22 protein-coding genes and 1 tRNA gene are annotated in these 22662 nt (G+C 70.1%); 8 read left to right on the top strand and 15 right to left on the bottom strand.

The genetic code is table 11. From position 1 onward, the window contains the following. The first annotated feature begins 209 nt into the window (after nt 1-209). Complete coding sequence (locus E1269_RS34330; protein WP_131897411.1) at nt 210-983, top strand: HNH endonuclease signature motif containing protein; 774 nt, start codon at nt 210-212, stop codon at nt 981-983. Here the strand turns inward: E1269_RS34330 and E1269_RS19115 are convergent. From E1269_RS19115 to bcp, 3 genes are all read right to left on the bottom strand, one after another. Further along, a tRNA-Leu gene (locus E1269_RS19115) sits at nt 984-1065 on the bottom strand. 49 nt (nt 1066-1114) lie between these two features. Further along, entirely contained in the window at nt 1115-3247 is a 2133-nt protein-coding gene (locus tag E1269_RS19110) for a DUF8094 domain-containing protein (RefSeq protein ID WP_131897409.1), read from the bottom strand. Next, entirely contained in the window at nt 3244-3723 is a 480-nt protein-coding gene (bcp, locus tag E1269_RS19105; protein ID WP_203433888.1) for a thioredoxin-dependent thiol peroxidase, read from the bottom strand. The genes E1269_RS19110 and bcp overlap by 4 nt, the downstream gene beginning before the upstream one ends. A 77-nt stretch (nt 3724-3800) precedes the next feature. On the opposite strand from bcp, the gene E1269_RS19100 reads away from it, so the two are divergent. Continuing rightward, nucleotides 3801-4145, top strand: coding sequence for a DUF3618 domain-containing protein (locus tag E1269_RS19100; RefSeq protein ID WP_203433887.1), 345 nt, complete (start codon nt 3801-3803; stop codon nt 4143-4145). Between the two features lie 66 nt (nt 4146-4211). Beyond that, the gene (locus E1269_RS19095; RefSeq protein WP_131897429.1) at nt 4212-4508 is read left to right on the top strand and encodes a GroES family chaperonin; all 297 of its coding nucleotides are present in this window, start codon (nt 4212-4214) and stop codon (nt 4506-4508) included. Nucleotides 4509-4534: 26 nt separating this feature from the next. Here E1269_RS19095 and E1269_RS19090 read toward each other — a convergent pair whose 3' ends face one another. Next, entirely contained in the window at nt 4535-5344 is an 810-nt protein-coding gene (locus E1269_RS19090) for a hypothetical protein (RefSeq protein WP_131897405.1), read from the bottom strand. Between the two features lie 75 nt (nt 5345-5419). Here E1269_RS19090 and E1269_RS19085 point away from each other — a divergent pair, with 75 nt between their 5' ends. Further along, nucleotides 5420-6592 carry an FUSC family protein gene (locus tag E1269_RS19085; protein ID WP_203433886.1) on the top strand — a complete coding sequence of 391 codons (1173 nt, stop codon included), beginning with the start codon at nt 5420-5422 and terminating at the stop codon, nt 6590-6592. Between the two features lie 6 nt (nt 6593-6598). Here E1269_RS19085 and ligD read toward each other — a convergent pair whose 3' ends face one another. Next, nucleotides 6599-7531 (bottom strand): non-homologous end-joining DNA ligase, encoded by a 933-nt coding sequence (ligD, locus tag E1269_RS19080; protein ID WP_131897403.1) that lies wholly within the window; start codon nt 7529-7531, stop codon nt 6599-6601. 37 nt (nt 7532-7568) lie between these two features. On the opposite strand from ligD, the gene E1269_RS19075 reads away from it, so the two are divergent. Continuing rightward, nucleotides 7569-8423 (top strand): phosphotransferase family protein, encoded by an 855-nt coding sequence (locus E1269_RS19075; protein WP_162606510.1) that lies wholly within the window; start codon nt 7569-7571, stop codon nt 8421-8423. A gap of 10 nt (nt 8424-8433) precedes the next feature. Here the strand turns inward: E1269_RS19075 and E1269_RS19070 are convergent, their stop codons facing one another. Together E1269_RS19070 and E1269_RS19065 are read right to left on the bottom strand one after the other, a co-directional pair. Beyond that, a complete protein-coding gene (locus tag E1269_RS19070; RefSeq protein ID WP_131897399.1) occupies nt 8434-9060 on the bottom strand; it encodes a hypothetical protein in 627 nt (208 codons plus the stop codon). Nucleotides 9061-9755: 695 nt separating this feature from the next. Next, a complete protein-coding gene (locus tag E1269_RS19065; protein WP_131897397.1) occupies nt 9756-10121 on the bottom strand; it encodes a metallopeptidase family protein in 366 nt (121 codons plus the stop codon). A 74-nt stretch (nt 10122-10195) separates the two neighbouring features. On the opposite strand from E1269_RS19065, the gene E1269_RS19060 reads away from it, so the two are divergent. Beyond that, the gene (locus E1269_RS19060) at nt 10196-11374 is read left to right on the top strand and encodes a thiolase family protein (protein ID WP_131897395.1); all 1179 of its coding nucleotides are present in this window, start codon (nt 10196-10198) and stop codon (nt 11372-11374) included. Beyond that, nucleotides 11374-11814, top strand: a complete 441-nt coding sequence (locus E1269_RS19055) for a winged helix-turn-helix transcriptional regulator (protein ID WP_131897425.1) — start codon at nt 11374-11376, stop codon at nt 11812-11814. Before E1269_RS19060 ends, E1269_RS19055 begins: the two co-directional genes overlap by 1 nt. Nucleotides 11815-12131: 317 nt before the next feature. Here the strand turns inward: E1269_RS19055 and E1269_RS19050 are convergent, their stop codons facing one another. From E1269_RS19050 to E1269_RS32370, 7 genes are read right to left on the bottom strand one after another with little or no spacing between them, the layout of a single operon-like run. Further along, nucleotides 12132-13103, bottom strand: a complete 972-nt coding sequence (locus E1269_RS19050; RefSeq protein WP_162606509.1) for a cyclase family protein — start codon at nt 13101-13103, stop codon at nt 12132-12134. Further along, the gene (locus tag E1269_RS19045; RefSeq protein ID WP_131897391.1) at nt 13100-14272 is read right to left on the bottom strand and encodes an FAD-dependent monooxygenase; all 1173 of its coding nucleotides are present in this window, start codon (nt 14270-14272) and stop codon (nt 13100-13102) included. The genes E1269_RS19050 and E1269_RS19045 overlap by 4 nt, the downstream gene beginning before the upstream one ends. Then, nucleotides 14269-15636: an MmgE/PrpD family protein gene (locus tag E1269_RS19040; protein ID WP_162606508.1), complete on the bottom strand. Its 1368-nt coding sequence runs from the start codon at nt 15634-15636 to the stop codon at nt 14269-14271. The genes E1269_RS19045 and E1269_RS19040 overlap by 4 nt, the downstream gene beginning before the upstream one ends. Before the next feature lie 10 nt (nt 15637-15646). Then, complete coding sequence (locus E1269_RS19035; protein ID WP_162606507.1) at nt 15647-16774, bottom strand: ABC transporter substrate-binding protein; 1128 nt, start codon at nt 16772-16774, stop codon at nt 15647-15649. Between the two features lie 2 nt (nt 16775-16776). Beyond that, complete coding sequence (locus E1269_RS19030) at nt 16777-17946, bottom strand: ABC transporter ATP-binding protein (RefSeq protein ID WP_131897385.1); 1170 nt, start codon at nt 17944-17946, stop codon at nt 16777-16779. 17 nt (nt 17947-17963) lie between these two features. Beyond that, nucleotides 17964-19766 (bottom strand): ABC transporter permease, encoded by a 1803-nt coding sequence (locus E1269_RS19025; protein WP_162606506.1) that lies wholly within the window; start codon nt 19764-19766, stop codon nt 17964-17966. An 11-nt stretch (nt 19767-19777) separates the two neighbouring features. Beyond that, a complete protein-coding gene (locus tag E1269_RS32370) occupies nt 19778-20887 on the bottom strand; it encodes an aminopeptidase (RefSeq protein ID WP_476702871.1) in 1110 nt (369 codons plus the stop codon). 130 nt (nt 20888-21017) lie between these two features. Here E1269_RS32370 and E1269_RS19020 point away from each other — a divergent pair, with 130 nt between their 5' ends. Continuing rightward, nucleotides 21018-21665, top strand: a complete 648-nt coding sequence (locus E1269_RS19020; RefSeq protein WP_131897381.1) for a GntR family transcriptional regulator — start codon at nt 21018-21020, stop codon at nt 21663-21665. A 19-nt stretch (nt 21666-21684) separates the two neighbouring features. On the opposite strand, the gene E1269_RS19015 is transcribed toward E1269_RS19020, so the two are convergent. After that, nucleotides 21685-22641, bottom strand: coding sequence for a D-2-hydroxyacid dehydrogenase family protein (locus E1269_RS19015; RefSeq protein WP_131897379.1), 957 nt, complete (start codon nt 22639-22641; stop codon nt 21685-21687). Nucleotides 22642-22662: the final 21 nt, after the last annotated feature.

The raw sequence follows: 22662 nt of genomic DNA, 5'->3' as shown, positions 1-22662 counted from the left end.
CCCTCACCGGGCTCGGCTGGACCGCCCTCAACCTCGGCCACCTCGGCTGCTGCCACCCCACCTGCCTCGCAACCAGCCAGACCAGCAGCACCGACACCGGCTCCGACACGACCACCGCCGCGAGCGATAGTGCAGGTGCCGGCGGCAGGTTCAGCCGGGGCGACCCCGCCACCGCGGGCACAGGCGACCCTGACAGGGCACGCGCGCCCGTGAACGCGACCGTGAGGACGAGCGGCGTCCTCCGGCTCGCAAAGCGTCGGGGAAGGGCAGCGACGGTTCTGGCCACAGTGCCCGTGACCGCCCTTGCCGGTGCCGACGACCAACCCGGCTGGCTCGACGGGTACGGACCCATCACCGCCACCACCGCCCGGCGCATCGCCGCCGACGCCACCCTGCGCCGACTCCTCACCGACCCGACCACCGGAGAGGTCCTCGAGTACGGGCACACCACCTACACGCCCCCGGCCGCACTGGCCGCATTCGTCACCGCCCGCGATGCAACGTGCCGGTTCCCCACCTGCGCCCGACCCGCCACCGAAACCGACATCGACCACCAGATCCCCTACCACCACGGCGGCACCACCGGCGCGGCCAACACCTGGGCCCTGCACCGCACCCATCACCTGAATCGGACCCACCACGGCCACACCATTCACACCACCCCGACCACACCACCTGGTGGACCACCCCCGCCGGCCACACCTACCCCACCGAACCCGAGGCCATCGGACTCGTCCGCACCACCCAGGACTCAGCCGGCCCCCCACCCTTCTGACGCCACCATTCCGCTGCCGCGGACGACTTCGCCGGCCGTCCTCGTCGTACAACCACACCCGGGCACCAGCTGCGTTGGGCGGTGTGCCGCCGGAGCCGCAGGTGTGACGGACTCGCCACCCGGCCGAAAAATGGGCTATGACGATGCTCGGGTTCGTGCTGGCCGGAGCCTGGCCTGGCACGCGCGCGGCCAGCAAGATGAGCGATAGTGCGGGAGAGGGGACTTGAACCCCTACGTCCGAGGACACCAGGACCTAAACCTGACGCGTCTACCATTTCCGCCACTCCCGCGCAGCGGCAATCGTAGTCGACAGCGCGGTCCCGACAACGTGGCGCGGCGTCAGGGGAGGGACCAGGTCATCGCGAGCGGCTGCATGCCCTGCCCGGTGACGGTGGCCGAGCCGTCGGCGTCGACGGAGAGGATGAAGCTGGCGCTCTGCGAGATCTGCGACTGGACGATCTCCGAACCGCCCGGGATGGTGCCCAGGCCGTCGGCCTCGATGACGACGGAGAAGCCGGGGTTGGCGGACATCGTCTGGGTGCAGCTGATGGTCGCCAGCGCGACGGCGCCGTACTCGGTGGTGAGCCAGTGGATGTCGTCGGGGCTCTCGACGGCGCAGGTGCGCGAGACACTGCCGAACTCCGGTGGGGCGGTGTCGAGCTGCAGGCCGTGCTGGGGGAGCCGGGTCACGCCGTCAGCGTTGGTGAGGTCGATCCGCTCCGGCTCGACGCCGGTCTCGCCGTACTCGACCAGGGCGTCGAGCGCCTCCAGGCCCCGCGTGACGGTGTCCTCGTCAGCGACGACGGCGTCACCGTCGTCGCTGGTGACCGGTGCGGTGATCGACGTCTGGGCGGTGGGCTGAACGGCGATGCTGGCCAGCCACGGCGACGCGGCGTCCTCGCGGGTCAGCAGGTACCACGGCGGCGCGGCCCCGTCGGCGGGTTCGCCGGTGACGACGGCCCACATCGGGTAGGCGTCGACCTGCGGCGAGAGCACGGTGCCGGGGACGACGGCAGCCGGTTCGGCGGGAACGCCGGGCTCCGCGGTGCCCGTGGTCAGCTGCTGCTCGAAGGCGAACTGCGTCGTCTCCAGCAGCGTGCCACCGGCGACCTCGGCCAGCAGCGTGCCGTCGAGGGTGGACGCGGCCTCTGCGCTGGTCTCGCTGTAGAGCGTGAAGAACTCCGCGGCCCGGTCCGCGGTGATGGCCGGGATCGTCGAGGCGCGGTCGGCCTCGGTGATCTCCTCAGGAACCTGCGCGCAGGCGGTCACCAGCCCGGACAAGGAGAGGCCGAGGACGACCGCGACCCGTGCGGTCGGCTTCGGCGGTGGCGGCGGCGCGGGCGGCGGAGGCGTGCGCTTCGGCAGCGGGCGCTTTGGCAGCGGCGTGACGGTCGCGATCTTCTCCGGCTCCGGCTCGCCGTCCGCTGGCTTGGCACCGTCGCCGTCCCCGTCGGGCGGGGTCGGCCGGTCAGCGTCGTCGGCTTTGTCTTCGTCCTCGTCCTTGTCCGCCGGTTCCGGGGAAGAGACGACGGTGAGCGCACGCTTGCGCCGCCGTCGGCGCAGCCAGAGGACGAGCACGCCGCCGGCGACCAGCAGCAGTCCGGCGACCCCGACCAGGATGGCGGTCAGGAACAGTCCGTCGATCTCGGCGTCGATGCCGAACGACACGTCCAGGGCCGCGGCGGCCGACGGTGTGGTGACGACGACCCGCAGCGGCTCGTCGGTCAGCTCGAACGCGACCGCCTGGCGGCCCGCGCCGGACGCGCTCTCCTGCCACCAGTCCAGGTCACCGGGTGCGGCCGCCGGACCGGCTCCGGTGCCCAGGCCGGTGCCGGGGTCGTCCTCCGCGCCGAGGTCCTCGTCGTTCTCGGACCCGGTGCCCGGGTCCGTCTCGAATCCGGGACCGGGCTCGGTCTCCAGCCCCGAGCCGGGTTCGGTCTCCAGTCCCGAGCCGGGTTCGGTCTCGAGTCCCTGGCCGGGCTCCGTCCCCGACCGCGACACGGACTCCGTCTCGAATCCGGCGCCGGGCTCGGTCTCGAAGCCAGGCGTGGGTTCGGTTTCCAGGCCTGGGCCGGGCTCCGTCTCCTGGCCCGATCCCGGCTCGTCGTCCGCGCCTCCGCTGTCGTCGGGCGTGGAGTCCGCGATCGTGATCTCGCCGCGCGGGGTGAGGTCGGTGATGGTCTGCTGTGCCACGCCCTCCAGGTAGGAGTCGACGTGGATGCGGTGCGCGAGGCCGACGAACGTCTCGATGTCGCCGGCGTCGGCGCTGACGTGCAGGACCGGCCCGGTGACCGAGGCCAGGTCCACCGCCGTGGCGATGACCGGGCTGTCAGTGGCGACATCCCTGCGGACGAGCTCGACGGTGTCGTCGGGGCCGACGTAGACCGCGGCGGCCCCGCCGGCCAGCAGCGGCGGCGTGCCGAGGACGATCAGTGCGACACCGAGGACGGTCCGCAGGCCGGGGCGCCTCACGCCGCGTCGAGCCCGAGATCCCGCCGGAGCTTGGCGACGTGGCCGGTGGCGCGGACGTTGTACATGGCCTTCTCGACACGCCCGTCGGCGTCGATGACGAACGTGGAGCGGATGACGCCAGTGACGGTCTTGCCGTACAGCTGCTTCTCGCCGTAGGCGCCGTACGCCGTCAGCATCTCGCGACTCTCATCCGACAGCAACGGGAACGTCAGCGCGTCGTGCTCACGGAACTTCGCCAGCTTGGCCGGCGGGTCTGGCGAGACTCCGACGACGGCGTACCCGGCGGCCTGCAGCGACGCGAGGTTGTCGCGGAAGTCGCAGGCCTGCTTGGTGCAGCCGGGAGTCATGGCGGCCGGATAGAAGTAGAGGACGACGCGCTGCCCGCGGTACGAGGACAGCGACACGGTCGATCCGTCGGCATCGGGCAACGAGAACTCGGGCGCTGGATCGCCCGGGGAGAGTCGCGACACAGTCACGGACACACCGTATCCACATTCCCTGAGCGCGTGGCATCGGTACGGTAGTTCCGTCACCGCCCGACCAGGAGGTACAGGTGAGCTCGACCGATCCCGCGCTGCCGGCGCCCCGGCACGAGGTGCCGGGACGCCATCGGCAGCCGGTGCCGCTCGCGCCCGAGGTCCAGGCCGAGATCGACCGGCGTGGCCGCAGCGCCGCGCAGATCCAGCGTGACATCGCCGCGCGCACCGAGCGGCTCGCCGCCAACGTCGACGAGCTGAGCGCCCGCCTGGCACCGTCGCGGCTGGTCAAGGACGGGGTGGCCGGTGTGAAGGCACGGGTCACCACGCGCGATGGCAACCCTCGTTTCGAGGTCCTGGGCGCCATCGCCGGCGCCGCCGTCGTGGTGGGGCTGCTGTTGTGGCGGGCGCGGCGGCGCTGAGACCCGATTGAGCACGTAGTCTGTGCTGTTGTGACGCCCCAGGACCCCGACAAGCTGCCCATCCGGATGCTGCACGACCGCGTGCTCGTCTCGCTCGACGGCGAGGAGGGCGAGCGCCGCTCGTCGGCCGGCATCGTCATACCCGCCACGGCCGCCATGGGCCGGCGGCTGGCCTGGGCTCGGGTGGTGGCACTCGGCGCGAACGTGCGCACCGTCGAGGTCGGCGACCGCGTGCTGTTCGACCCCGACGAGAAGGCCGAGGTCGAGGTGCGCAGCGAGACCTACGTGCTGCTGCGGGAGCGCGACCTGCACGCCGTCGCCGCCGAGCGCCTCTCCGACGGCCAGACCGGCCTGTACCTGTAGCGGCAGTCACCTGTCACGGTGCCGGCTCAGGCGTCGGCCAGCTCCTCGGTCAGCGTCTCGACAGCGGCCCGCTGCAGGTCCGGCTCGACCTTCCGCACCTTGACCATCTCCAGGATCATTTGGTCGTCGCCGACCTGGGTGGTGCCGCCGCCGGAGACCTCGACGAAGGTGATGACGACCCAGCGCCCGCCCTGGCCGAAGCTATAGGTCGGGTTGTCCCACTCCAGCTCGGGGAACTTCGCCAGCGGGCCGCACGGGTCGGCGACCACGACGTCGACGGCGTCGTCACCGGCGACCGACGGCTCGGTGAGGGTGGCCGTCTTCGGGTTCTCGGCCCCGCACTCGCTCGGCTCCGGTTCGCCCCGGACCACGACCTGGCCGGACGCCGTCGCCGTCTCGAGGTCCTCCAACCAGGCCGACGCGTCGTCCTCGGCGTCGAACTCGAGGATGTCGAGCGCGACCCGGGTGGCGAGCTCCTCGCTCTCGGGGAGGCAGAAGTCGGCGTTCCACGCGGCCGCCGGCCGGGCGCCTGAAGCGTCGGTGCTCGGCGTCCCGAACCACTCCGCGCCGGCGACGAGGTTCTGGTCGCTGGCGTCGAAGACCTCCGGCGGCTCCTCCGAGCTGCAGTCCTTCGCGCCGTCGAAGTCCGCGGCGAGCGCCTCGAGGGCCATCAGCAAGGGGTCACCGGACTCGTCCTCGGTCGGCTCGGTGCTGGACGCGTTCGACGGCGCCCCGCTCCCGGCGGCCGCGGGGCTGGAGTCGTCGCCGGCCGGGGAGTCGTCGTCGCCGCAACCGGCCAGCAACAGGGCCGCGGTGGTGAGGGACAATGTCGTCACACAAGCACGCTTACCGTTGGTCACGGGCGCAGAGTCTACGTGTCGCCGGTGGCGTGAGCCCCTACCATCGTTGACGTGCCTGGTGAGCCCGAGAACTCGTCGCGTGCCCACCGGGCCGAGGACGCCCTGGACGCGCTGGCGCAGCGCTCGCGCGAGAGCGCAAGCACCCGGCTGCGGCGGGTACGGCTCACCGCGCTGCCTATCGTCCAGTCCGCCGTCGGCGCCGCACTGGCCTGGTGGATCGCGACGCTGCCGCCGATCGACCACGCCCAGCCGTTCTTCGCGCCGATCGCCGCGCTGATCGTGCTCGGCGGCGGGCTGGGCCAGCGGATGCCGCGGGTGCTCGAGCTGGTCGGCGGGGTGGCGCTGGGCGTGCTGGTCGGCGACCTGCTGGTTGCCTGGATCGGCGCGGGCGTCATCCAGATCGCGCTCGTCGTCACGTTGGCGATGGTCGTGGCGGTGCTGGTCGGCGGCGGGCCGCTGATCGTCACCCAGGCGGCGGCCTCGGCGGTGCTCGTCGTGACGCTGGTGCCGCCGGTGGACGGGCCGACCATCAACCTGGACCGGTTCGTGGACGCGCTGGTCGGCGGCATCGTCGGGTTGGTGATCAGCGTGCTGCTGCTGCCGCTGAACCCGGTCTCGGCCGCCCGGCGGCAGATCGACCCGCTGTTGACGACGCTCGCGGAGCTGGTGGAGGAGGTCGCCGACGCGCTGGTCGCCCGCGACCGCGCGGCCGCGACCAAGGCGCTGGAGCGGGCCCGGGAGACGCAAGGCGACGTCGACGCCATGCACTCCGCGCTCGAGGGCGCCAACGAGGTGGCCCGCGTCGCACCGGTGCGCTGGCGCGAGCGCGGCCACCTCGGCGCCTTCCTCGACGTCGCGGTGCCGGTTGACCACATGACCAGGAACGTGCGGGTCCTGTGCCGGCACGCCATCAGCCTGCTTCAGCGGGACGAGCCGGTGCCGCGCGAGGTGCCGCAGTCGCTGCGCGCGCTGGGCGGCGCGCTCCGGCTGCTCCGCATCGACCTGGATCGCGGCGACGAGCCACGGGAGAGCAGGCTGTCGGCCGTCGCGGCGGCGCAGATGGCTACCGAGGCGCTGGAGCACACCGGTGGCTTCGCCGGGCAGGTGGTCGTCGCCCAGGTCCGGTCGCTGGCCGTCGACGTTTTGCTCGCCGCCGGACTCAGCCGCGACGAGGTACAGGAGCTCCTGCCCGGCCTGCCCGAGGGCCCGGTCAGCTACGGCTGACGGCGGTCAGCTCGGAAGTGGGTGGGCCTGGTCGAGCATGGGGGCGAGCAGGTCGCCGTCCTCGTCGAGCCTGGCCAGCACGTCCTCGATGTCGAACCGCAGCGGCAGCCGGCTCTTCGCCGTCGATCGGGCGCCCTGCTCGACCTCGTCCCAAGTGACCGGGGTCGAGACGGTGGGCTCGGTGCGGCCGCGGACGGAGTACGGCGCCACTGTGGTCTTCGCGGCATTGTTCTGGCTCCAGTCGATGAACACCTTGCCGCCGCGGGCTGCCCGCTCCATCCGCGAGATGACCAGCTTCGGGTGGTCGCGCTCCAGTCGCTGCGCCAGGCCACGCGCGTAGGCGCTGACCTCGTCGTCGGTGGCCCCGCGATCGAGCGGCACGTACATCTGCATGCCTTTGGACCCGCTGGTCTTGGGGTACGACGGGAGCCCGGCGTCGTCGAACAGCTCGCCGAGCAGCAGCGCCACCTGGCAGCACTGGATGATGTTGGCCGGCTCACCGGGGTCGAGGTCGACCACCAGCCGGTCGGGGTTCGTGCCCCGGCCGTCCTCGTCGACCGTCCACTGTGGCACGTGGATCTCCAGCACCGCGAGGTTGGCCAGCCACACCAGGGTGGGGAGGTCGTCGGCCATGACGTAGACGACGGTGTCGCGGTCCTTCGTGCTGCCCGGTGACGGCAGCTCGGCCGTGCGCACCCACGGCGGGGTGCCGCGAGGTGCGTTCTTCTCGAAGAAGCTGTCCTCGGAGACGCCGTTCGGCCAGCGCTTGCGGGTGACCGGCCGGTCCTCGAGGTGGGGGAGCAACACCGGCGCTACCTGCGTGTAGTACTGGATGATCTCGCCCTTGGCGGTTCCAGTTTCCGGATACAGCACCTTGCCGAGGTTGCTCAGCGCCAGCTTCCGGCCTTCGACCTCGACGGTGACCTTGCTCGATCCCATGCCCGCAGTCTTGCCGATGCCGGCGAGACGATCCAGCATGACCCTCGTGGTCTCGGAGGTTCGAACGGTTCTCGCCCGGCATCTGCCCGGGTACGACGTGCGGTCGGTGACCCGACTGGGCGCCGGGTTGGGCAACGTCGCGTACGACGTCAACGGTGAGCTGGTGGTGCGAGCCGCCCAGGACGCCGGCGACGCGGAGCGGGAGGCGGCGCTGCTGGAGTTCGTCGCACGCGTGTCCCCGCTGCCGGTGCCCGAGCCGGTCTTCGCCGACGGTGGGTTCCTGGCCTACCGCAGGCTGCCCGGCGCGCCGCTGAACCGGCACCCGGTCGCGCGTCCGGCGGCGCTGGCCGTGCCGCTGGCGCAGCTGCTCGGCGCCCTGCACACGGTCCCGGTCGCCGACGTCACGGGGCTGGTGGACGTCGACGACGAACCGCCGGCCTCCTGGCTGGACGAGGCCGCGTCGTCGTACCGCGAGGTGGCGGCGGCCGTGCCGGACACGATGAAGCCACGGATCGAGGCCTTCCTCGAGGCACCGGCACCTCGGCCGCTGGTGGAGCCGGCGTTCTGCCACAACGACCTGGGGACGGAGCACGTGCTGGTCGACACCGGAGTGAACGCGGTCACCGGCGTCATCGACTGGAGCGACGCCGCCATCGCCGACCCTGCGCACGACCTCGGCCGGCTGCTGCGCGACCTCGGCCCGGACGTGTTCGCGGCGATCGCCGACTCCTACGCAGGCCGGTACGGCGGCCGGTTCGACGACGAGGTGCGCCGGCGGGCGGTCTTCTACGCGCGGTGCACCGTGCTGGAGGACATCGCCTACGGTCTCGGCGACGGGCCGGAGCACTACGCCCGGCTGGGCCTGGAACACCTGGGCTGGACGTTCGGCTGAGCGTCGATCGTCAGCCAGCCGGGTCCGGCGTCGGGGTGGGCGTGGGCGTCGGTGTCGCCGCGTCGGTGGGCGTCACGTACGGCACCGGTGCCGGGCTGGACGACCCGCCGAGGAGGCACAGCGCCAGCTCCAGTGGCGAGAGGTCGATCTCGAGGCAGAGCTCGTCCTCGGTGTCGGGGTTCTCAGAGTCCTCGTCCGCCGGCTTCTCCGGCGTCGCCGTCGGGCTGCCGGCCGTCGGCGACGACGTCGGGTCGTCCTCCTCGTCCGGCGACGGCGAGTGCGTCGGGTCGTCCGGTGGCGTGATGCCCGGCGACACCGGGGAGTCGTCCTCGGCGTCGGGTGAGGAGGAGGGGGAGCCATCGGGGTCGTCGCCGCCGGGACCGTCGGTCTCGCCGCCATCGGTCGGGTCGGGCGAGCCGTCGTCGCCGGGGCCGGAGGGCGTGTCGTCGTCGCCGGGGCCGTCGGTCTCGTCGGACCCGCCGGAGCCCTCGGACCCGCCGGGCCGGTCGCTGTCGCCGTTGTCGCCGTCGGCGCCGGAGCCGCCGCCCTCGGTGGGCTGGTCGCCGTCAGGGCCGGAGGCATCGGGATCGCCGGAGCCGGACGACGTGCCGGGCTCGTCACCCGGGGAGGCGATCACCTGCGGGCCGACGCCGAGGTCGCCGATGCCGAGGGCATGGTCGATGGTCGGGACGAGCAGGTTGCCCAGCGTGATGCCGATCGTGGCGGTGAACGCGCAGACGATGACGGCCGGGTAGCGGCGGACCCTGGCGACGACCCAGTCGCCGGCAGAGCGGCGCGGGACGCCGAAGCGGGGACCGGCCGCCCTGGCACCGTAGCCAGTTCGGCGTCCCCTTGGCTTCTCTTGCCTGGCCCTGCTGATCGACCGAGATCCTTTCCGACTCCTGGGGGATCCAGCGGAATTCAGCCGAACAGGCTAGAGATCGCCCCAGTTGCGTAACCCTACTCAGGGCCCATGGGGTCGCAAAGTGCCTTTCGCAGAATTCGTCAGTTCAGTCCGGGGAGGGGGTACGTTCGGCCGGTAGACAAGACTCGGATCCTGCGGCACAGGCCCTCTGGCCTGCGCGTATGTGCGTCGCTCGGCGAGTGGACGGCAGGGGCGCGGGGCGGCCGGCGGCCGGTGCGGCGACTGGTCGAATGCCCGAAATCAGCTGGTTCATGACATTTATACCTTGGGGGGTGGCATGTCGCGCTGGAGTGTGGTCACGCCGCTGTGACACATGTGCCGCAGCGTGGCCGCCTGTACGAACGACGCCGCTGCTCTCCGGTCGGCGGTGGCGGCCCGGCCATCCACGGCAAGGTGGAACGCGAGCGTCAGTACCAGCCGAGCTCGCGCAAGCGGGAATCGCCTAGGCCGAACGCGTGTCCGATCTCGTGGCCGAGCACCTTGCGCACCCGTGCCGCCACGTCTTCCCGAGTCGCGCTGACGCGCAGGATCGGCACCCGGTACAGCTCGATGCGGTCCGGCAGGCTGCCCGGCACCCGGCCGCCGATGCGGGTGCGTGCGACGCCGTGGAACTGGCCGAGCAGCAGCCCGGTGCCCGGCCGGTCCCGTGGCGGCTGGTCGTCGACCATGATCGCGATGCCGGCCACCGCGTCCTGGATCCAGTCAGGTAGCTCGGTCAGGGCCTGCTCGACCATCGCCTCGAACTCGTCGAGGTCGATCGCGTCGGTGTCCACCTGCCCGAGTCTAGGCCGGGCACCTCGCCGACGGGCGCGGGTTGGAATTTCCAACTGACGAGTACAGTAGGGTCATGCGGGAAGCAGTCATCGTTGATGTGGTTCGTACGCCCATCGGACGCGGCAAGCCGGGCGGCGCCCTGGCCGGGGTGCATCCCGTCGACCTGCACGCGCACGTGCTCCGGTCGCTCGTGGCGCGGACGGGCATCGACCCGGCCGCCGTCGACGACGTCGTCAGCGGCGCCGTCGGGCAGATCGGGGAGCAGAGCTCGAACACCGCGCGCTGGGCGGCGCTGGCCGCCGGGCTGCCCGAGTCGGTGCCCGCCGTCACCGTCGACCGGCAGTGCGGGAGCAGTCAGCAGGCCGTGCACTTCGCCGCCCAGGGCGTCATCGCCGGCGCGTACGACCTGGTCATCGCGTCGGGCGTGGAGTCGATGAGCCGGGTGCCCATCGGCAGCCAGTGGGCCGGGCACGACCCGTTCGGCTCCGGCGTCGCCGCGCTGTACCCCGACGGCCTGGTGCCGCAGGGCATCAGTGCCGAGCTGATCGCCGCACGTCGCGGGCTGTCGCGCGCCCGTCTGGACGAGTTCGCCGCCCGCAGCCACCACCGGGCCGCGGCCGCGTGGTCGTCCGGCCGGTTCGACGCCGAGGTGGTCCGCGTCGACGGCGCACCACTCGCCGTCGACGAGTCGGTGCGGCCGGACACCTCGGTCGAGGTGCTGGCCGGGCTGAAGCCGTCGTTCTGGGCAGACGCGTGGGAGCGGCGGTTCCCGGAGATCGGCTGGCACGTCACGGCAGGTAACTCCTCGCCGGTCAATGACGGCGCTGCCGCCGTGCTGATCGCCGAGGCGCAGACCGCGCGCCGGCTGGGCCTGCGCCCACGCGCCCGCCTGCACGCCTTCGCCGTCGTCGGCGACGACCCTCTGCTCATGCTTCTGGGTATCGTCCCCGCCACCCGCAAGGTCCTCGACCGCGCCGGCCTCGCCCTGGCAGACATCGACGCGTTCGAGGTCAACGAGGCGTTCGCCAGCGTCGTGCTGGCCTGGCTGGACGAGACCGGCGCCGACCCGGCGAAAGTCAACGTCAACGGCGGCGCGACGGCCATCGGGCACCCGCTTGGCGCGAGCGGCGCCCGGCTCATGACCACGCTGCTGTCGGTTCTGGAGCAGACCGGGGGGCGCTACGGCCTGCAGACCATGTGCGAGGCCGGCGGCCTGGCGAACGCCACCGTCATCGAGCGGCTGGGTCCGTGATGCGCGGGCGCGAGTGCTCCATCGCGAACGCGCTGGCGGTGGTCGGCGAGCGGTGGAGCCTGCTCGCGCTGCGCGAGGTGATGCTCGGAGTGACGCGGTTCGACGCCATCGCCGCCAACACCGGCGCCAGCCGCGACATCCTGGCCGCCCGGCTGCGCACGCTGGTCGACGCCGGCGTGCTGGAAAAGCGCCTCTACGACGAGCATCCGCGCCGCTACGAGTACCTGGCGACGGAGTCCGGGCGGGCGCTCCAGCCGGTGCTGCTGGGCCTCATGGAGTGGGGCGACCGGTACGTGACCCAGGGCCCGCCGCCGACGGTGTGGGAGCACGCCTGCGGCGGCGAGCTCCACCTGAGGGCCGTCTGCGCCACCTGCGGCGAGCCCGTCGGCGCGACGCCGTCCCGCCTCGTCCGGCTCGGCGGAGTCGACGTCGACCGATGAGCTCAGCCGCCGCTGCGTCGTCCGGTCACAGCTGGCCCGTCTGCTCGCGCCACGCCCGCTCCTTGGCGGGTCCTGATGCCGGCATCGACGGTCCAGGCCGCTCGAGCGGAAGATCCGGCTCCGCCGCGTCTGCCCGCCTGCGAACGAGGTGCTCCTGGCGATCAGCGTGACTTGGACGCCCAGGTGTACGCGGATGCGAGCTTTACCGGCGGCAGCCGACCAAATCGAGGATCCGAAGTCGTTTCAGGTGTTCGCCGTCCGGGGAGACAGCGGCCACGTGCTGGCGGACCGGCATGACCGATTCCCGGCCGTGGTTGCTATCGGATCGCCACGGCGTTGGCCGGTGAGCCAACCCCGCCCGGCAGGTTCAGGGGAGACGCCACCACCAGCATGTCGTAACGCCCGTCACGTGCGCAGGCCTCGGCCAGATGATCCAGCCGCCAGAGTTCGCCCAGGGGCATGCCCAGCAACGCGATGACCGGTGGATGCAGGCGGCGGTCGGGGCTCACCTTGGTGAATTCCTGCGCCGCAATCGATGGAACCACCTCTACGGCCACGTTGTCCGCCGCCAGTAGGGCGATCCCGCGGTCCCACAGCCAGGCCAGAGCCGCCCCGCTCTGCGCCAGGCCGGAGCACCGCAGCGCGGTGGGCAGCGACTGGCGCTGTGCTTCGGTCATCTCGTCGAAGTAGTAGCGGGCCCAGCCGGTTCGCAGCATCACGATGTCGCCGCGCCGTAGCTCGACTCCCTGTGCGTCTGCGACCGTGTCGAGCAGTTCGTGCGCGAACGACTCGCCTGTCGCGTGATCGAGTCCCACGCCGCGGCGGGCGCGCAGGTGACGATCGACGTCCAGCAGCACGCCGCGGCCGACGATGCCGTGCTCAGCCCAGCTGTCGATCCCCAGTGGGCCCTTGCCGGCCACCAGCTCCTCGGCGGGCGCGCCGTTGTAGAAGCCGTGGTCGGGGTGGCCCTGGTGACGCAGGCCATCGATCTGCGAGGTCCCCTGCAGGTAGAACGAGTCCAGGTAGTCGTCGCGATGGGTCGGCCGCTTCTGGAAGACGTGATGCCGTGTCGGTCGTCGGGTCGCGCTCGGTGGCGGGTCGAAGGCATTGACGGGGTAGTCCAAGTTGTAGACCTGTCCCGTGACGACACAACTGGCGGCCTGACGGACCCGATCCGCGGTGAGCAGGCCGATCGTGCCCAGATCGCCGAGTAGGCCCCAGGACGAGCCCGCCGGCGCGTCGGACCTGCGGCCGAGTTCGATGTAGGTTGGGAGCTGGGATTCGGTCACCGTCTCACCGCCGCCGCGGCAGCCAGCGGCGCCGCCCATGCGTCGTAGCTGTAGACGTAGTCGCTGTCGACGGCATGGGTGACCGCAGAGCCGGCGGTCGTCCAATTCCACTGATCGCGCGAGGACTCCATCTGCACGGCGCTGGCGCGGTCGTACCGGGTCCGCAGGTAGCGATCCAAGGCGGCGCCGATGTCGCCGGGCTCGGCAGCCATGCACCGGGCGAGCACCGCGGCGTCCTCCATCGACATGGCGGCGCCCTGCGCCATCGACGGTGTCATCGGATGGGCGGCGTCACCCAGGAGCGCCACCGGGCCGCGCAACCAGGTGGGCAGGGGATCGCGTTCGTAGATCGCCCACTTCTGCGCCTTCGGGCACGCGGCGAGGAAGTCCCGCACCTCGGTGTGGAACCCGGCGAACGCCGCTCGCAGCTCCTCCAGGTCGGCCTCGAGCGAGAACGACTCCCGTACCGGTTCCGGGTATGGGACACGCGTCGTGAAGTAGACCTCGTCGCCGTGGCCGACGTAGTAGATCGAGATCTGCCGATCCGGCCCGCGCCACTTGCTTTTCGGATCGGTCAAGGGCCGGGAGAGCAGGGACGAGGGGAAGACCGACCGGTAGGCGATGGTGCCCGAGTACGCGGCGGGCGTCATCTCGAACAGCGCTTCGCGGGTCGTGGAGTGGACACCGTCCGCTGCGACGACCACATCTGCTTCCTCGATGGTCCCGTCCGCGAGGACGAGCCGCACCCCGCCGCCGCCGGCCTGCACGTCGATGACGCGGGTGGCGAGCCGGATGCTGTCGCTTCGTACACGTGATAGCAGAGCCTGGTGGAGATCACCTCGGTGCAGGAGGAGATGCGGCGCGCCGTAACGCTCCTCGAGGACCCGGCCCATCGGGATCCGGAGGATCTCGCGCGCGGTGTTCCACTCGCGGCTCGTGCGCCACTGTGCGTCGTAGGCGATCTCGCGTAGCCGTTCGTCCAGGCCGATTCCACGCAGCACCTTGACCGCGTTCGGAGTCATCTGAATCCCGGCGCCGACCCGGGTGAACCTGGTCGCCTGCTCCAGAATCGTCGATCGGATTCCGACGGTGTCGAGTGCTGCCGCGAGCGTCAGGCCGCCGATCCCCGCGCCGATGATCATGACGATCGGGGGGCTTTGCGAACTCATCGTCCGTCCCTTTCCTGCTCCGTCGAAGGCGAGGAGACCATCGCCATCAGCGGCGCGATGGACGCCGCCTGCTCGAGTGTTCGTATGGCCTGCACGACCTCGGGCGCGGTGGCGCGGATCCGTCCCCGGGCCGCGTTGGCCGCGAACTTGTCCGCCACCTCGGCGCCGTCGAGCACACGGCGCGGTCCGAGCTTCATCGTGTGCACGCGACCGTCGCGCAGCTCGATCGTCAGCACGTCGACGTCCATGCCCTCCGCCGTTCGCGCCGACTGCAGCTCGGCCTCCGGGCTGCGATGCCGGTGGATGCGGGCCATAAGGGCCTGGATGTCGCCGCGGCCGAACCGCTCGATCGAGTAGGTGTCGTGATCCACTCGGCCGTCGATCAGGGCAGCCGCCAGCGTGTACTCCAGGCTGAACTTGCCCTGCGTGGGCGTCGCCACGTCGCGGTATTGCAATGCCCCCTTGCCCGGGATGAGCGGGCCGTAGTGGTTGACCTGCACGATGTCGTCGGGAGCTGGCGCGAACTCCTCGGCGAACGACAACGCGGCCGTGAGCGAGCGGTGCGTGCCCGTGCAGCACGGCCATGCCTTGATCACTGGGGGCTGGCGGTCGATGAACAGCGGGTCGGACGGCAAGGCGCTGATGCTCGGAACGTGCGCCTTCGGCCCGCCGAAGCAGTCCACGAGGCCGTAGCGTCCCTCGATGACTCCAGGGGTCGCCTCGTAGCCGAGCCGAGCCAGCCGAGCCGCCTCGATGCCCGAGCGCGCGGCGTTGGCCGGATGCATCGCTTTCGTCATCGAGCCGAAGTTCCGCATCAGTCCCCCCGTCGCCGAACCAGCCATGCCGAGCGCGTGCTCGATCCGATCGCGGGGCAGGTCGAGCAGTACGCACGCCGCGGCCGTTGCCCCGAGCGTTCCGTACAGGGGTGTGGTGTGCCAGCCGCGGTCCGGCCGGATGCCGTTGCAGAGGCGCATCGCGATCTCGTAGCCGATCGTCCAGGCTTCGATGACCCGGGCAGCCGGCGCCGAGGTCTCTTCCCCCAGCGCGAGCACGGTGGGGGTCAGATAGGAGGCTGGGTGCGACCCGGAGTCATCGAAGTCGTCCACATGGCCCTGGATTCCGTTCAACCATGCGGCGGCACCGGCGTCCAAGCGCAGTGTGGACCCGACGACGTGGCACTCGCCGCCGCCATACACGGAGCGCGCGTACTCGGCGGCGACCTGCGCCGCATCCGTCATCGAGCCGCTGATCGCGCATCCGAGCCAGTCTAGGATCGACCGCTCGACGAGGGCGGCCGAACGATCGGTCGTCCGGCCGCCGGTGCCGCGTTCGATCATGCCGGCAAGGTCCCGCGTCGCGCCCATGGTCATTCCCTCAGCCGCCGAAGAGCGCCATCACCTGCTTCGTGAGCGGCGAGTAATCCTGATACTCGGAGAAGGCGACACCGTCGAGCACCTCGATCTCCGACAGCGGGACGAGTCCCGGCGGCGGCTCGGCACCTTCCACCGGCGAGTAGAACCCGGTCTTCGACTGCTCCGCGGCCGCCTCCGGGGTCAGAATCCAGGACAGGAACAACTTGGCCGCGTTCGGATGCGGAGCACCGGAAACCAGCCCCATGTAGTTGCCCACGAAGTAGTTCTTGTCCTCCAGCGGGAACACATACCCGACGTTGGCGCCCTGGTTCATGAGCCCTTGGGCGTAGCTGAACTGGATCGGACCAGCGATGGACACGATCCCGTTCGCCACGTCGGTCGCGGCCGCCGGACCGGTCGACTCGATCCGTGGCTCGAGAGCCACGTACTGCTTGATCCATTCCTCGTCGTACGTGCCGTCGTGCAGCAGTTGGGCGAAGGTCCCGTTCGCACCGCTTGCGACGCCGGGGTTCTGTACGGCGATGTCGCCCTTCCAGCGCGTGTCGACCAGCTCATCCCACGACGCCGGTGCCTCGTCGTCCGAGACGCGGTCCTTGTTGTAGATGACGCCCATGGGGCTCAGGCCCGCGGCGAACGCCCGGCCGCCCGGGTCGAAGTAGGCCGGGTTGATGTCTTCGGGCATGGTGAACGGCACGTACTCCTCGAACTCTCCGCCCGCCGCGTACAGGCCGGCCGACGTGATTCCGGTCGCGACGACGTCAGCGACGTGCTGACCGCTGCCGAATTCCGCCTCGATGCGTTCGCGCAGGGACGGTCCGGTGACCGCCACGCCGGTGACCGTGATCTCGGGGAATCGCTTCATGAACTGGTCGTACACGCCCTTGGACTCCTCGGCGTGTGCGCTATACACCACGAGCTCGGTCTCACCGGCGTCCTGAACTGCCTGGTAGAGCTCCTCGAACTGCTCGACCCTCTCTGTACCGCCGAGGGCTTCGGCGGCGTCGGCCCCATCGGCTGGTTCCGCGGTGTCGGTGGTGGTGCCGGAGGTGTCGCAAGCGGCGGCCGCCAGCATCAGCATCGCTGCCAGGGCGCTGGCTCGGATCCCGCGGGTGAGACGTTGCACCTTCATTGTCATGCTCCTCTCTCCACGCCTGCGGTGACTGGAACGTCGGCGGTTGACTGCTCGGCACTGGGCAGGACGACGGCGAATTCGGGGGCGACGCGGACCCGGATCGCGTCACCCTCGGCGCGCGACACGGTCGCGTCGCCGCGCGCCACGTCGAGCACGCGGACGGTCAGGGTGGCCCCGGCGCAGTGCACGTCGAGGTCGACGACGCTCTGGGCGTTCCGGACGCGCCGCACCACTCCGGACCACTCGTTCGAATCAGCGGGAGCATCGTCGTCGGGGATGATCTCGAAATGGTTGCTCCGGACGCCGACCTGAACTGCGTCGCCGGCGACAATCGGCGCGGTAGGGGTGGCCACCAACCGAACCGGGCCGGTCAGCTGAACCTCGGCGCGATCGCCGTCGACTGTCACGACCGTTCCTTCGAGGAAGTTGTCGAATCCGAGGAACCGCGCCACGCGCTGGTCGGCCGGTCGGCGGTAGACCTCGTTGGGAGTGCCGGTCTGGCGCACCGTCCCGTCGAACATGACCGCGATCCGGTCCGACAGGCTTAGCGCCTCGGACTGGTCATGGGTCACGTAGACGGATAGGCATCCGGCGGCACGGTGGGCATCGATGACGTACTGGCGCATCGACTCGCGCAGCGACGCGTCGAGGTTCGACAGCGGTTCGTCGAACAGCATCAGATCCGGGTGCGCCACGACCGCGCGGGCCAGCGCGACCCGCTGCTGCTGGCCGCCTGACAGGTTGCCGACCGGACGCGCCGCGAATCGGGACAGCTCCACCAGGTCGAGCGTGGTGCGTGCCGTCGTGCGCGCTGTTCGTCGGTCCGCACCGCGCATTCGCAGCGGATACATGACATTCTGCTCGACCGTCATGTGCGGCCACAGCGCGTAGTTTTGGAACACCATGCCGACGTTGCGCCTCGCGGGTCGGATGAGCTGCCCGGTGCGCGCGTCGCTGAGGACCCGATCGCCGAGCGCGATCCGTCCGTGGTCGATGCGCTCCAGGCCCGCGACGCACCGCAGGAGCGTGGTCTTCCCGCAACCACTCGGACCCAGCAGCGTGACGAACTCGCCCGGTTCGATGTTCAGATCGACCCCGCGGACGGCCGGGACCCCGGAGTACGACTTGCGCAGATCGGTGATCGTCAGCGCCGAGTCGTGGATGGTCATGAGCCTGTCTCCCTTGATCAGACTGCGGTGCTCCGCGCCGTGCGCGGTTCTGCGGCGGCCGGGTCCTCCGCGCCACCCGGCTGCCTCAGCGCCACCAGGTCGGTCATGCCCTGGTTTCGTCGCCACCTCGCCATGACCCAGCGCAGTACGACGGCCATCAGGAGAAAGCCGACGATGATCGCCAGGAGGATGCAGAAGAGTGCGGCGGCTCGTGTTACCTGGCCGGCTGAGTAGAACCGGAACACCTGGACCGACAGCGTCTGGTTCTCCGGTGCGGACATGAGGACCGGGACGTCCAGGTTCCCGATGATCATGATGATCGCCACGAACCACCCGATCAGAAAGCTCGGCAGAATGAGGCGCAGGAGGATCCCCGTGATGGTCCGCAGTCGCGAGGCGCCTGACACCTGGGCTGCCTCTTCCAGGCTCACCGAGATCTGCTCGAGCGCGGTCTCCGCGACTCGGCTCGTGAGCGGCACGGTGTTGACCACCAGACCGATCATGACGATCCAGACGGTCGCGTACAGCAGCTGCAGGCCCGGGACCGGGATGAACGCCCAGAGGATCGCCAGGCCGAGCACGATTCCCGGTAGTGCGTAAGGGATCCAGGTTGCCAGGCTGATGAACCTGCCCAACGGGGTGCGGCGCGATGTGCCGTACGCGAACGCCACCGCGAGCGCCATAGCCAGTAGCCCGCCGAGAACGCCGACGACCACGCTGTTGGCGATCGTGGCATGGATCGCCGGGTCATCGAGGAGCACTCGATAGTTCTGCAGCGAGAGGTTGTCCAGGCTGCCCAGGAACGGCTGGAACGAGCTCAGCACCAGCTGGAGGAGCGGCAGGGCGAGCGCGAGAACCCCGTACGCCAGGATGAGGACGGAGACGAGGAAGGACGCCGCACCCGACACGTGCCACGGGTCGCGACGGTGGGCCTTGCCGGTGACCGTCTCGAAGTTCCGCCCGCGCAGCAGGCGGCGCTGGAGGAGGACGAGGGACACGATCAGGAGGACGAGCAGCAGCGAGAGCGAGCTAGCCTCGCCGTACTGGGCTGGGTACTCGGCGTTGATGTACCGGTAGATCCGGGACGAGAACACCTCGATCCCCGCGGGGAGGCCCAGCACCAAAGGCACCTCCAGTGTGCCCATGACGTTGCCGATGCCGATGATCGCGACGGCGGTGATGGTGGGAAGCATCACCGGGAGGTTGATCGAGAGGACCGTCCGCGTATTCGAGGCGCCCGACACGGCTGCGGCCTCTTCCAGAGAACGGTCCATGGCACGGAACGGCCCCAACAGCAGCAGATACTCGATGGCGATGCTCTTGAGGGCCGTCACCCCGATCACGCCGTGCCAGGATTCGGTGTCGATGGTCGGCATCCATCCGCCGACCAGCGGGATCGCGTCGAACCACGTGTTCAGCAGCCCGATCTCGGCGTTGCCGAGCATGCCCCAGCTCACGGCGAAGAACAGTCCCGGCATCGCGAACACCATGACAGCCATCGGGGTGATCACACGCGCCAGCCAGTGATCGGTGCGAGTCGATACGACGACGAGTGTGAGCGCGATCACCAGCACGATCACCTGTTTCGTGACGGCGTAGATCGCGCTGTTCTGGAGCGTCTCGTACGTCCTCGGGTCACCGAACGCCGTTAGGAATGGCGTGAGCGACCATTTCCCGGTCCGGCCTGGAGGCGCCGTCCGGAACGCTCCCGCCACCAAGACGACCACCGGGTAGACGAAAAGGAACAGGACCAGCGTGACGAACACCGCGTTCCAGCCGTTGGCCTGGAACCAACGTCCCAACGGCACACGGCGATTCATCGCAGTCGGTCCTACCGCGAGCCGTCGGAACGGTACGTCGTCGCGCCGAACGCGGCGGCACGATCGTCGACATAACGGTCGAGGGGCACCAGGAACTCGCCGAGCTCGAGCTTCTTGTCGCCGTCGACAAAGAGGGTGGGCTCGAGGATCACACCGTCCATGTGCAGATTGCTGGAGACCGTCCCACCGACGTCCGAGTTGGTGCCGAGCCCGAAGTGCATTGACCCGTAGATGTTCTTGTCCTCGCGCTGATCGCCGACGATGCGCGCGTTCTTGTTCAATCCGACCGACGCCTCGGTCGGGAACATGTAAGCGCTGTCGTCGCCGTGGTCCCGCAGATGCCGGCGCAGCCGCCATGCGTCGGCGCCGCCCTGGATGTCGACGATTCGGCCGCTCTCCACGCGCAGTTCAACCGCCGTGGACAGCCGCCCGAGGTGATGCATGGTGAGGTCGATAACCAGGATCCCGTTCGCAGTGGCCTCGACGGGGGCGACGTTGTACTCCCCGCCCGGGAACAGGCACAGATGGCGCGGACTGTTCTTCATCCCCTCCTCGGTGCGCCGATAGGCCCTGTAAGGGTTCCAGTCGTCCGAGCGCAGGGGCGGGACGCGAACCCGGCCCGCGATGCCGTACGTGATGTCCGTGCCATGAGTGGAAACCACGCGCACCTCGGACGCGGACGGGCCGTAGACGTTGCAGGCGACGTAGTGCTTCATCCGCGCGATCTCGAGGTAGTCGGCGGTCGCGGCCCCCCGCTGGAACATCTCCAGCGTGAGGTGCCCGTCCATCTGGATCATCATCGCGCCGGCTCGCATCGCGGCGATGGCCGATGGCGAGTGCCCCATCGCCGTCGACGCGACGAGCACGTTGACGTCCGACTTCAACATCGCCACCGCAACGACATCGGGCGGATCGTAGTAGTCGGCCGGTCGGGGTTCGAACAACGCCAGCGTCGGCTCGGCTTCGAGGTCGGCGAGCACCGTCATGATGGCCTGCCACACCCGGGCGTCCTGTGCCGTGTCGGTGACCACCAGCACACGGTCGCCGGCCTTGACGTTCGCCTCGAACGGACGGCGCAGATACCGCAGCGGACCGGTGATGAGCCCCGACGATGGATGCATGTATGGGAGTGTAGACCGTTGTATGCAATTGTCAACGTCCTGCACACAGCTGTACAACGACGAATGTCCTTGCATGCGATACGCTGATTCAGCGGAGTCGGTTACGGCGCAGGGATGAGGGATCGTGCGCATGGAGAAAAATGTCCTTCAGCGCGAGGCCAGGTCGCCGTATCTGCGTATTCGCGACGCCATCATCGAGGGCACCTTCCCGCCAGGAAGCGCCCTCGGGGAACAGAGTCTCGCCGAGTGGTGTGGTGTCAGTCGCACCCCGGTCCGCGAGGCGCTGCGAGGGCTCGAGCAGGACGGGCTGGTCGAGCGCACGGCCCGCGGTCTGATCGTCACCAACCGCACGCCTGAGCAGATTCTCGACACCTACGACGTGCGAATCGTGCTCGAGGAGTCCGTCGCGCGCTTCGCCGCGGAACGTCACACGCAGATCGACCGGATCCGGCTCGAAAGCCTCATCCGTGCATCGTCTGACCCGAAGCCCGGCGACCAGCTCGCTCGGCGCAACCACAGGTTCCACCGCACCATGTGGGCCGCGAGCCACAACGATGCGCTCATCGACGTGCTCTCCAGGCTCCACATGCACCTGACGCGCTTCCCGGCAACCACCCTCAGCTACGAACGCCGCTGGGAGCAGACCCAGGTCGAGCATCGCGAGCTGGTGGAGGCGGTGGTCGCCCGGGACGCGGAGTCGGCGGCGCAGCTCGCCCGCGCGCACTTCGAACGCGCTCGCGACATCCGTCTGAAGCTCTGGCAGCAGGACATTCCGTGAGCCTGGAGACGGGCGAGTGTCAGTTGAGCACACGCACCGGAGCACCAGCCCAGAACGCGAAGATGTCTTCGACGGCATCGCCGTAGAACACTGCGTAGTTGTCGCGGGTGACATGGCCGATGTGGGGCGTCAGGATGACGTTGTCGAGCCTCGTGAACCTGCTGTTCGCCGGCAGCGGCTCGGTTTCGAAGACGTCGAGTGCGGCCCCGCGGATGGCGCGCGACTCCAGCATCATCAGCAGCGCCTGCTGATCGACGATCTGTGCGCGCGAGGTGTTGACAAGAATCGCGTCCGGTCGCATTCGCGCGAGCACGTCCGCGTCGATCATCCCGCGCGTCCGCTTCGACGAGACCGTGTGGATGCTGATGACGTGCGAGTGCTCGAACAGTTCGGTCAGGCTCCCCGCGCGCCGCGCGCCGCACTCCTGCGCCCGCTCCTCGGTCAGGTTGTGGCTCCATGCGATCACCCGCATGCCCATCGCCAGACCGACTTGGGCCACGCTGGACCCGAGGCGCCCGAGGCCGACGATGCCGAGGGTCTTGCCCCGCACGGTGTCCCCGATGCGCGTCTGCCACCGGCCCTCCGTGATCGCCTGATGCTCCGCGGGGATGTGGCGCAACAGCCCGAGGATGAGGCCCCACGTCAGCTCGGCGGTCGCGTAGCCTCCACTACCGGTCCCACACACCGTTATGCCCAGCTCTCGGGCCGCCTCCATGTCGATCGACGCGTTTCGCATGCCAGTGGTCACAAGGAGTCTGAGCGCCGGCAGACGCTCGAGGACCTCGCGACGAAAGGCGGTTCGCTCCCGCATCGCAACGACGACGCTGGCACCGGCCAGTCGACCGGCGAGCTGGTCCCCGGACGTGAACGGATCATGATGCACCGTCAGCTCGGCCCGGTTCTGGACACCGCTCCAGTCCGCCGACTCCAGGGCGACATGCTGGTAGTCGTTGAGGATCGCGACGTGCTCACCCATCACGAGCCATCCGGCCAGTCC

Source organism: Jiangella asiatica (assembly GCF_004349065.1).
Lineage (GTDB): Bacteria > Actinomycetota > Actinomycetes > Jiangellales > Jiangellaceae > Jiangella > Jiangella asiatica.
This window is presented reverse-complemented; position numbering and strand designations above follow the sequence as displayed.

Bases quoted from the DNA above. Each gene is read 5' to 3' on its own strand.
- E1269_RS19095 (WP_131897429.1), top strand. From the start codon at position 4,212: ATGCTGCACGACCGCGTGCTCGTCTCGCTCGACGGCGAGGAGGGCGAG.
- ligD (WP_131897403.1), bottom strand. From the start codon at position 7,531: ATGGGATCGAGCAAGGTCACCGTCGAGGTCGAAGGCCGGAAGCTGGCG.
- E1269_RS19075 (WP_162606510.1), top strand. From the start codon at position 7,569: ATGACCCTCGTGGTCTCGGAGGTTCGAACGGTTCTCGCCCGGCATCTG.
- E1269_RS19060 (WP_131897395.1), top strand. From the start codon at position 10,196: ATGCGGGAAGCAGTCATCGTTGATGTGGTTCGTACGCCCATCGGACGC.
- E1269_RS19055 (WP_131897425.1), top strand. From the start codon at position 11,374: ATGCGCGGGCGCGAGTGCTCCATCGCGAACGCGCTGGCGGTGGTCGGC.
- E1269_RS19045 (WP_131897391.1), bottom strand. From the start codon at position 14,272: ATGAGTTCGCAAAGCCCCCCGATCGTCATGATCATCGGCGCGGGGATC.
- E1269_RS19040 (WP_162606508.1), bottom strand. From the start codon at position 15,636: ATGGGCGCGACGCGGGACCTTGCCGGCATGATCGAACGCGGCACCGGC.
- E1269_RS19035 (WP_162606507.1), bottom strand. From the start codon at position 16,774: ATGAAGGTGCAACGTCTCACCCGCGGGATCCGAGCCAGCGCCCTGGCA.
- E1269_RS19030 (WP_131897385.1), bottom strand. From the start codon at position 17,946: ATGACCATCCACGACTCGGCGCTGACGATCACCGATCTGCGCAAGTCG.
- E1269_RS19025 (WP_162606506.1), bottom strand. From the start codon at position 19,766: ATGAATCGCCGTGTGCCGTTGGGACGTTGGTTCCAGGCCAACGGCTGG.
- E1269_RS32370 (WP_476702871.1), bottom strand. From the start codon at position 20,887: ATGCATCCATCGTCGGGGCTCATCACCGGTCCGCTGCGGTATCTGCGC.
- E1269_RS19020 (WP_131897381.1), top strand. From the start codon at position 21,018: ATGGAGAAAAATGTCCTTCAGCGCGAGGCCAGGTCGCCGTATCTGCGT.
- E1269_RS19015 (WP_131897379.1), bottom strand. From the start codon at position 22,641: ATGGGTGAGCACGTCGCGATCCTCAACGACTACCAGCATGTCGCCCTG.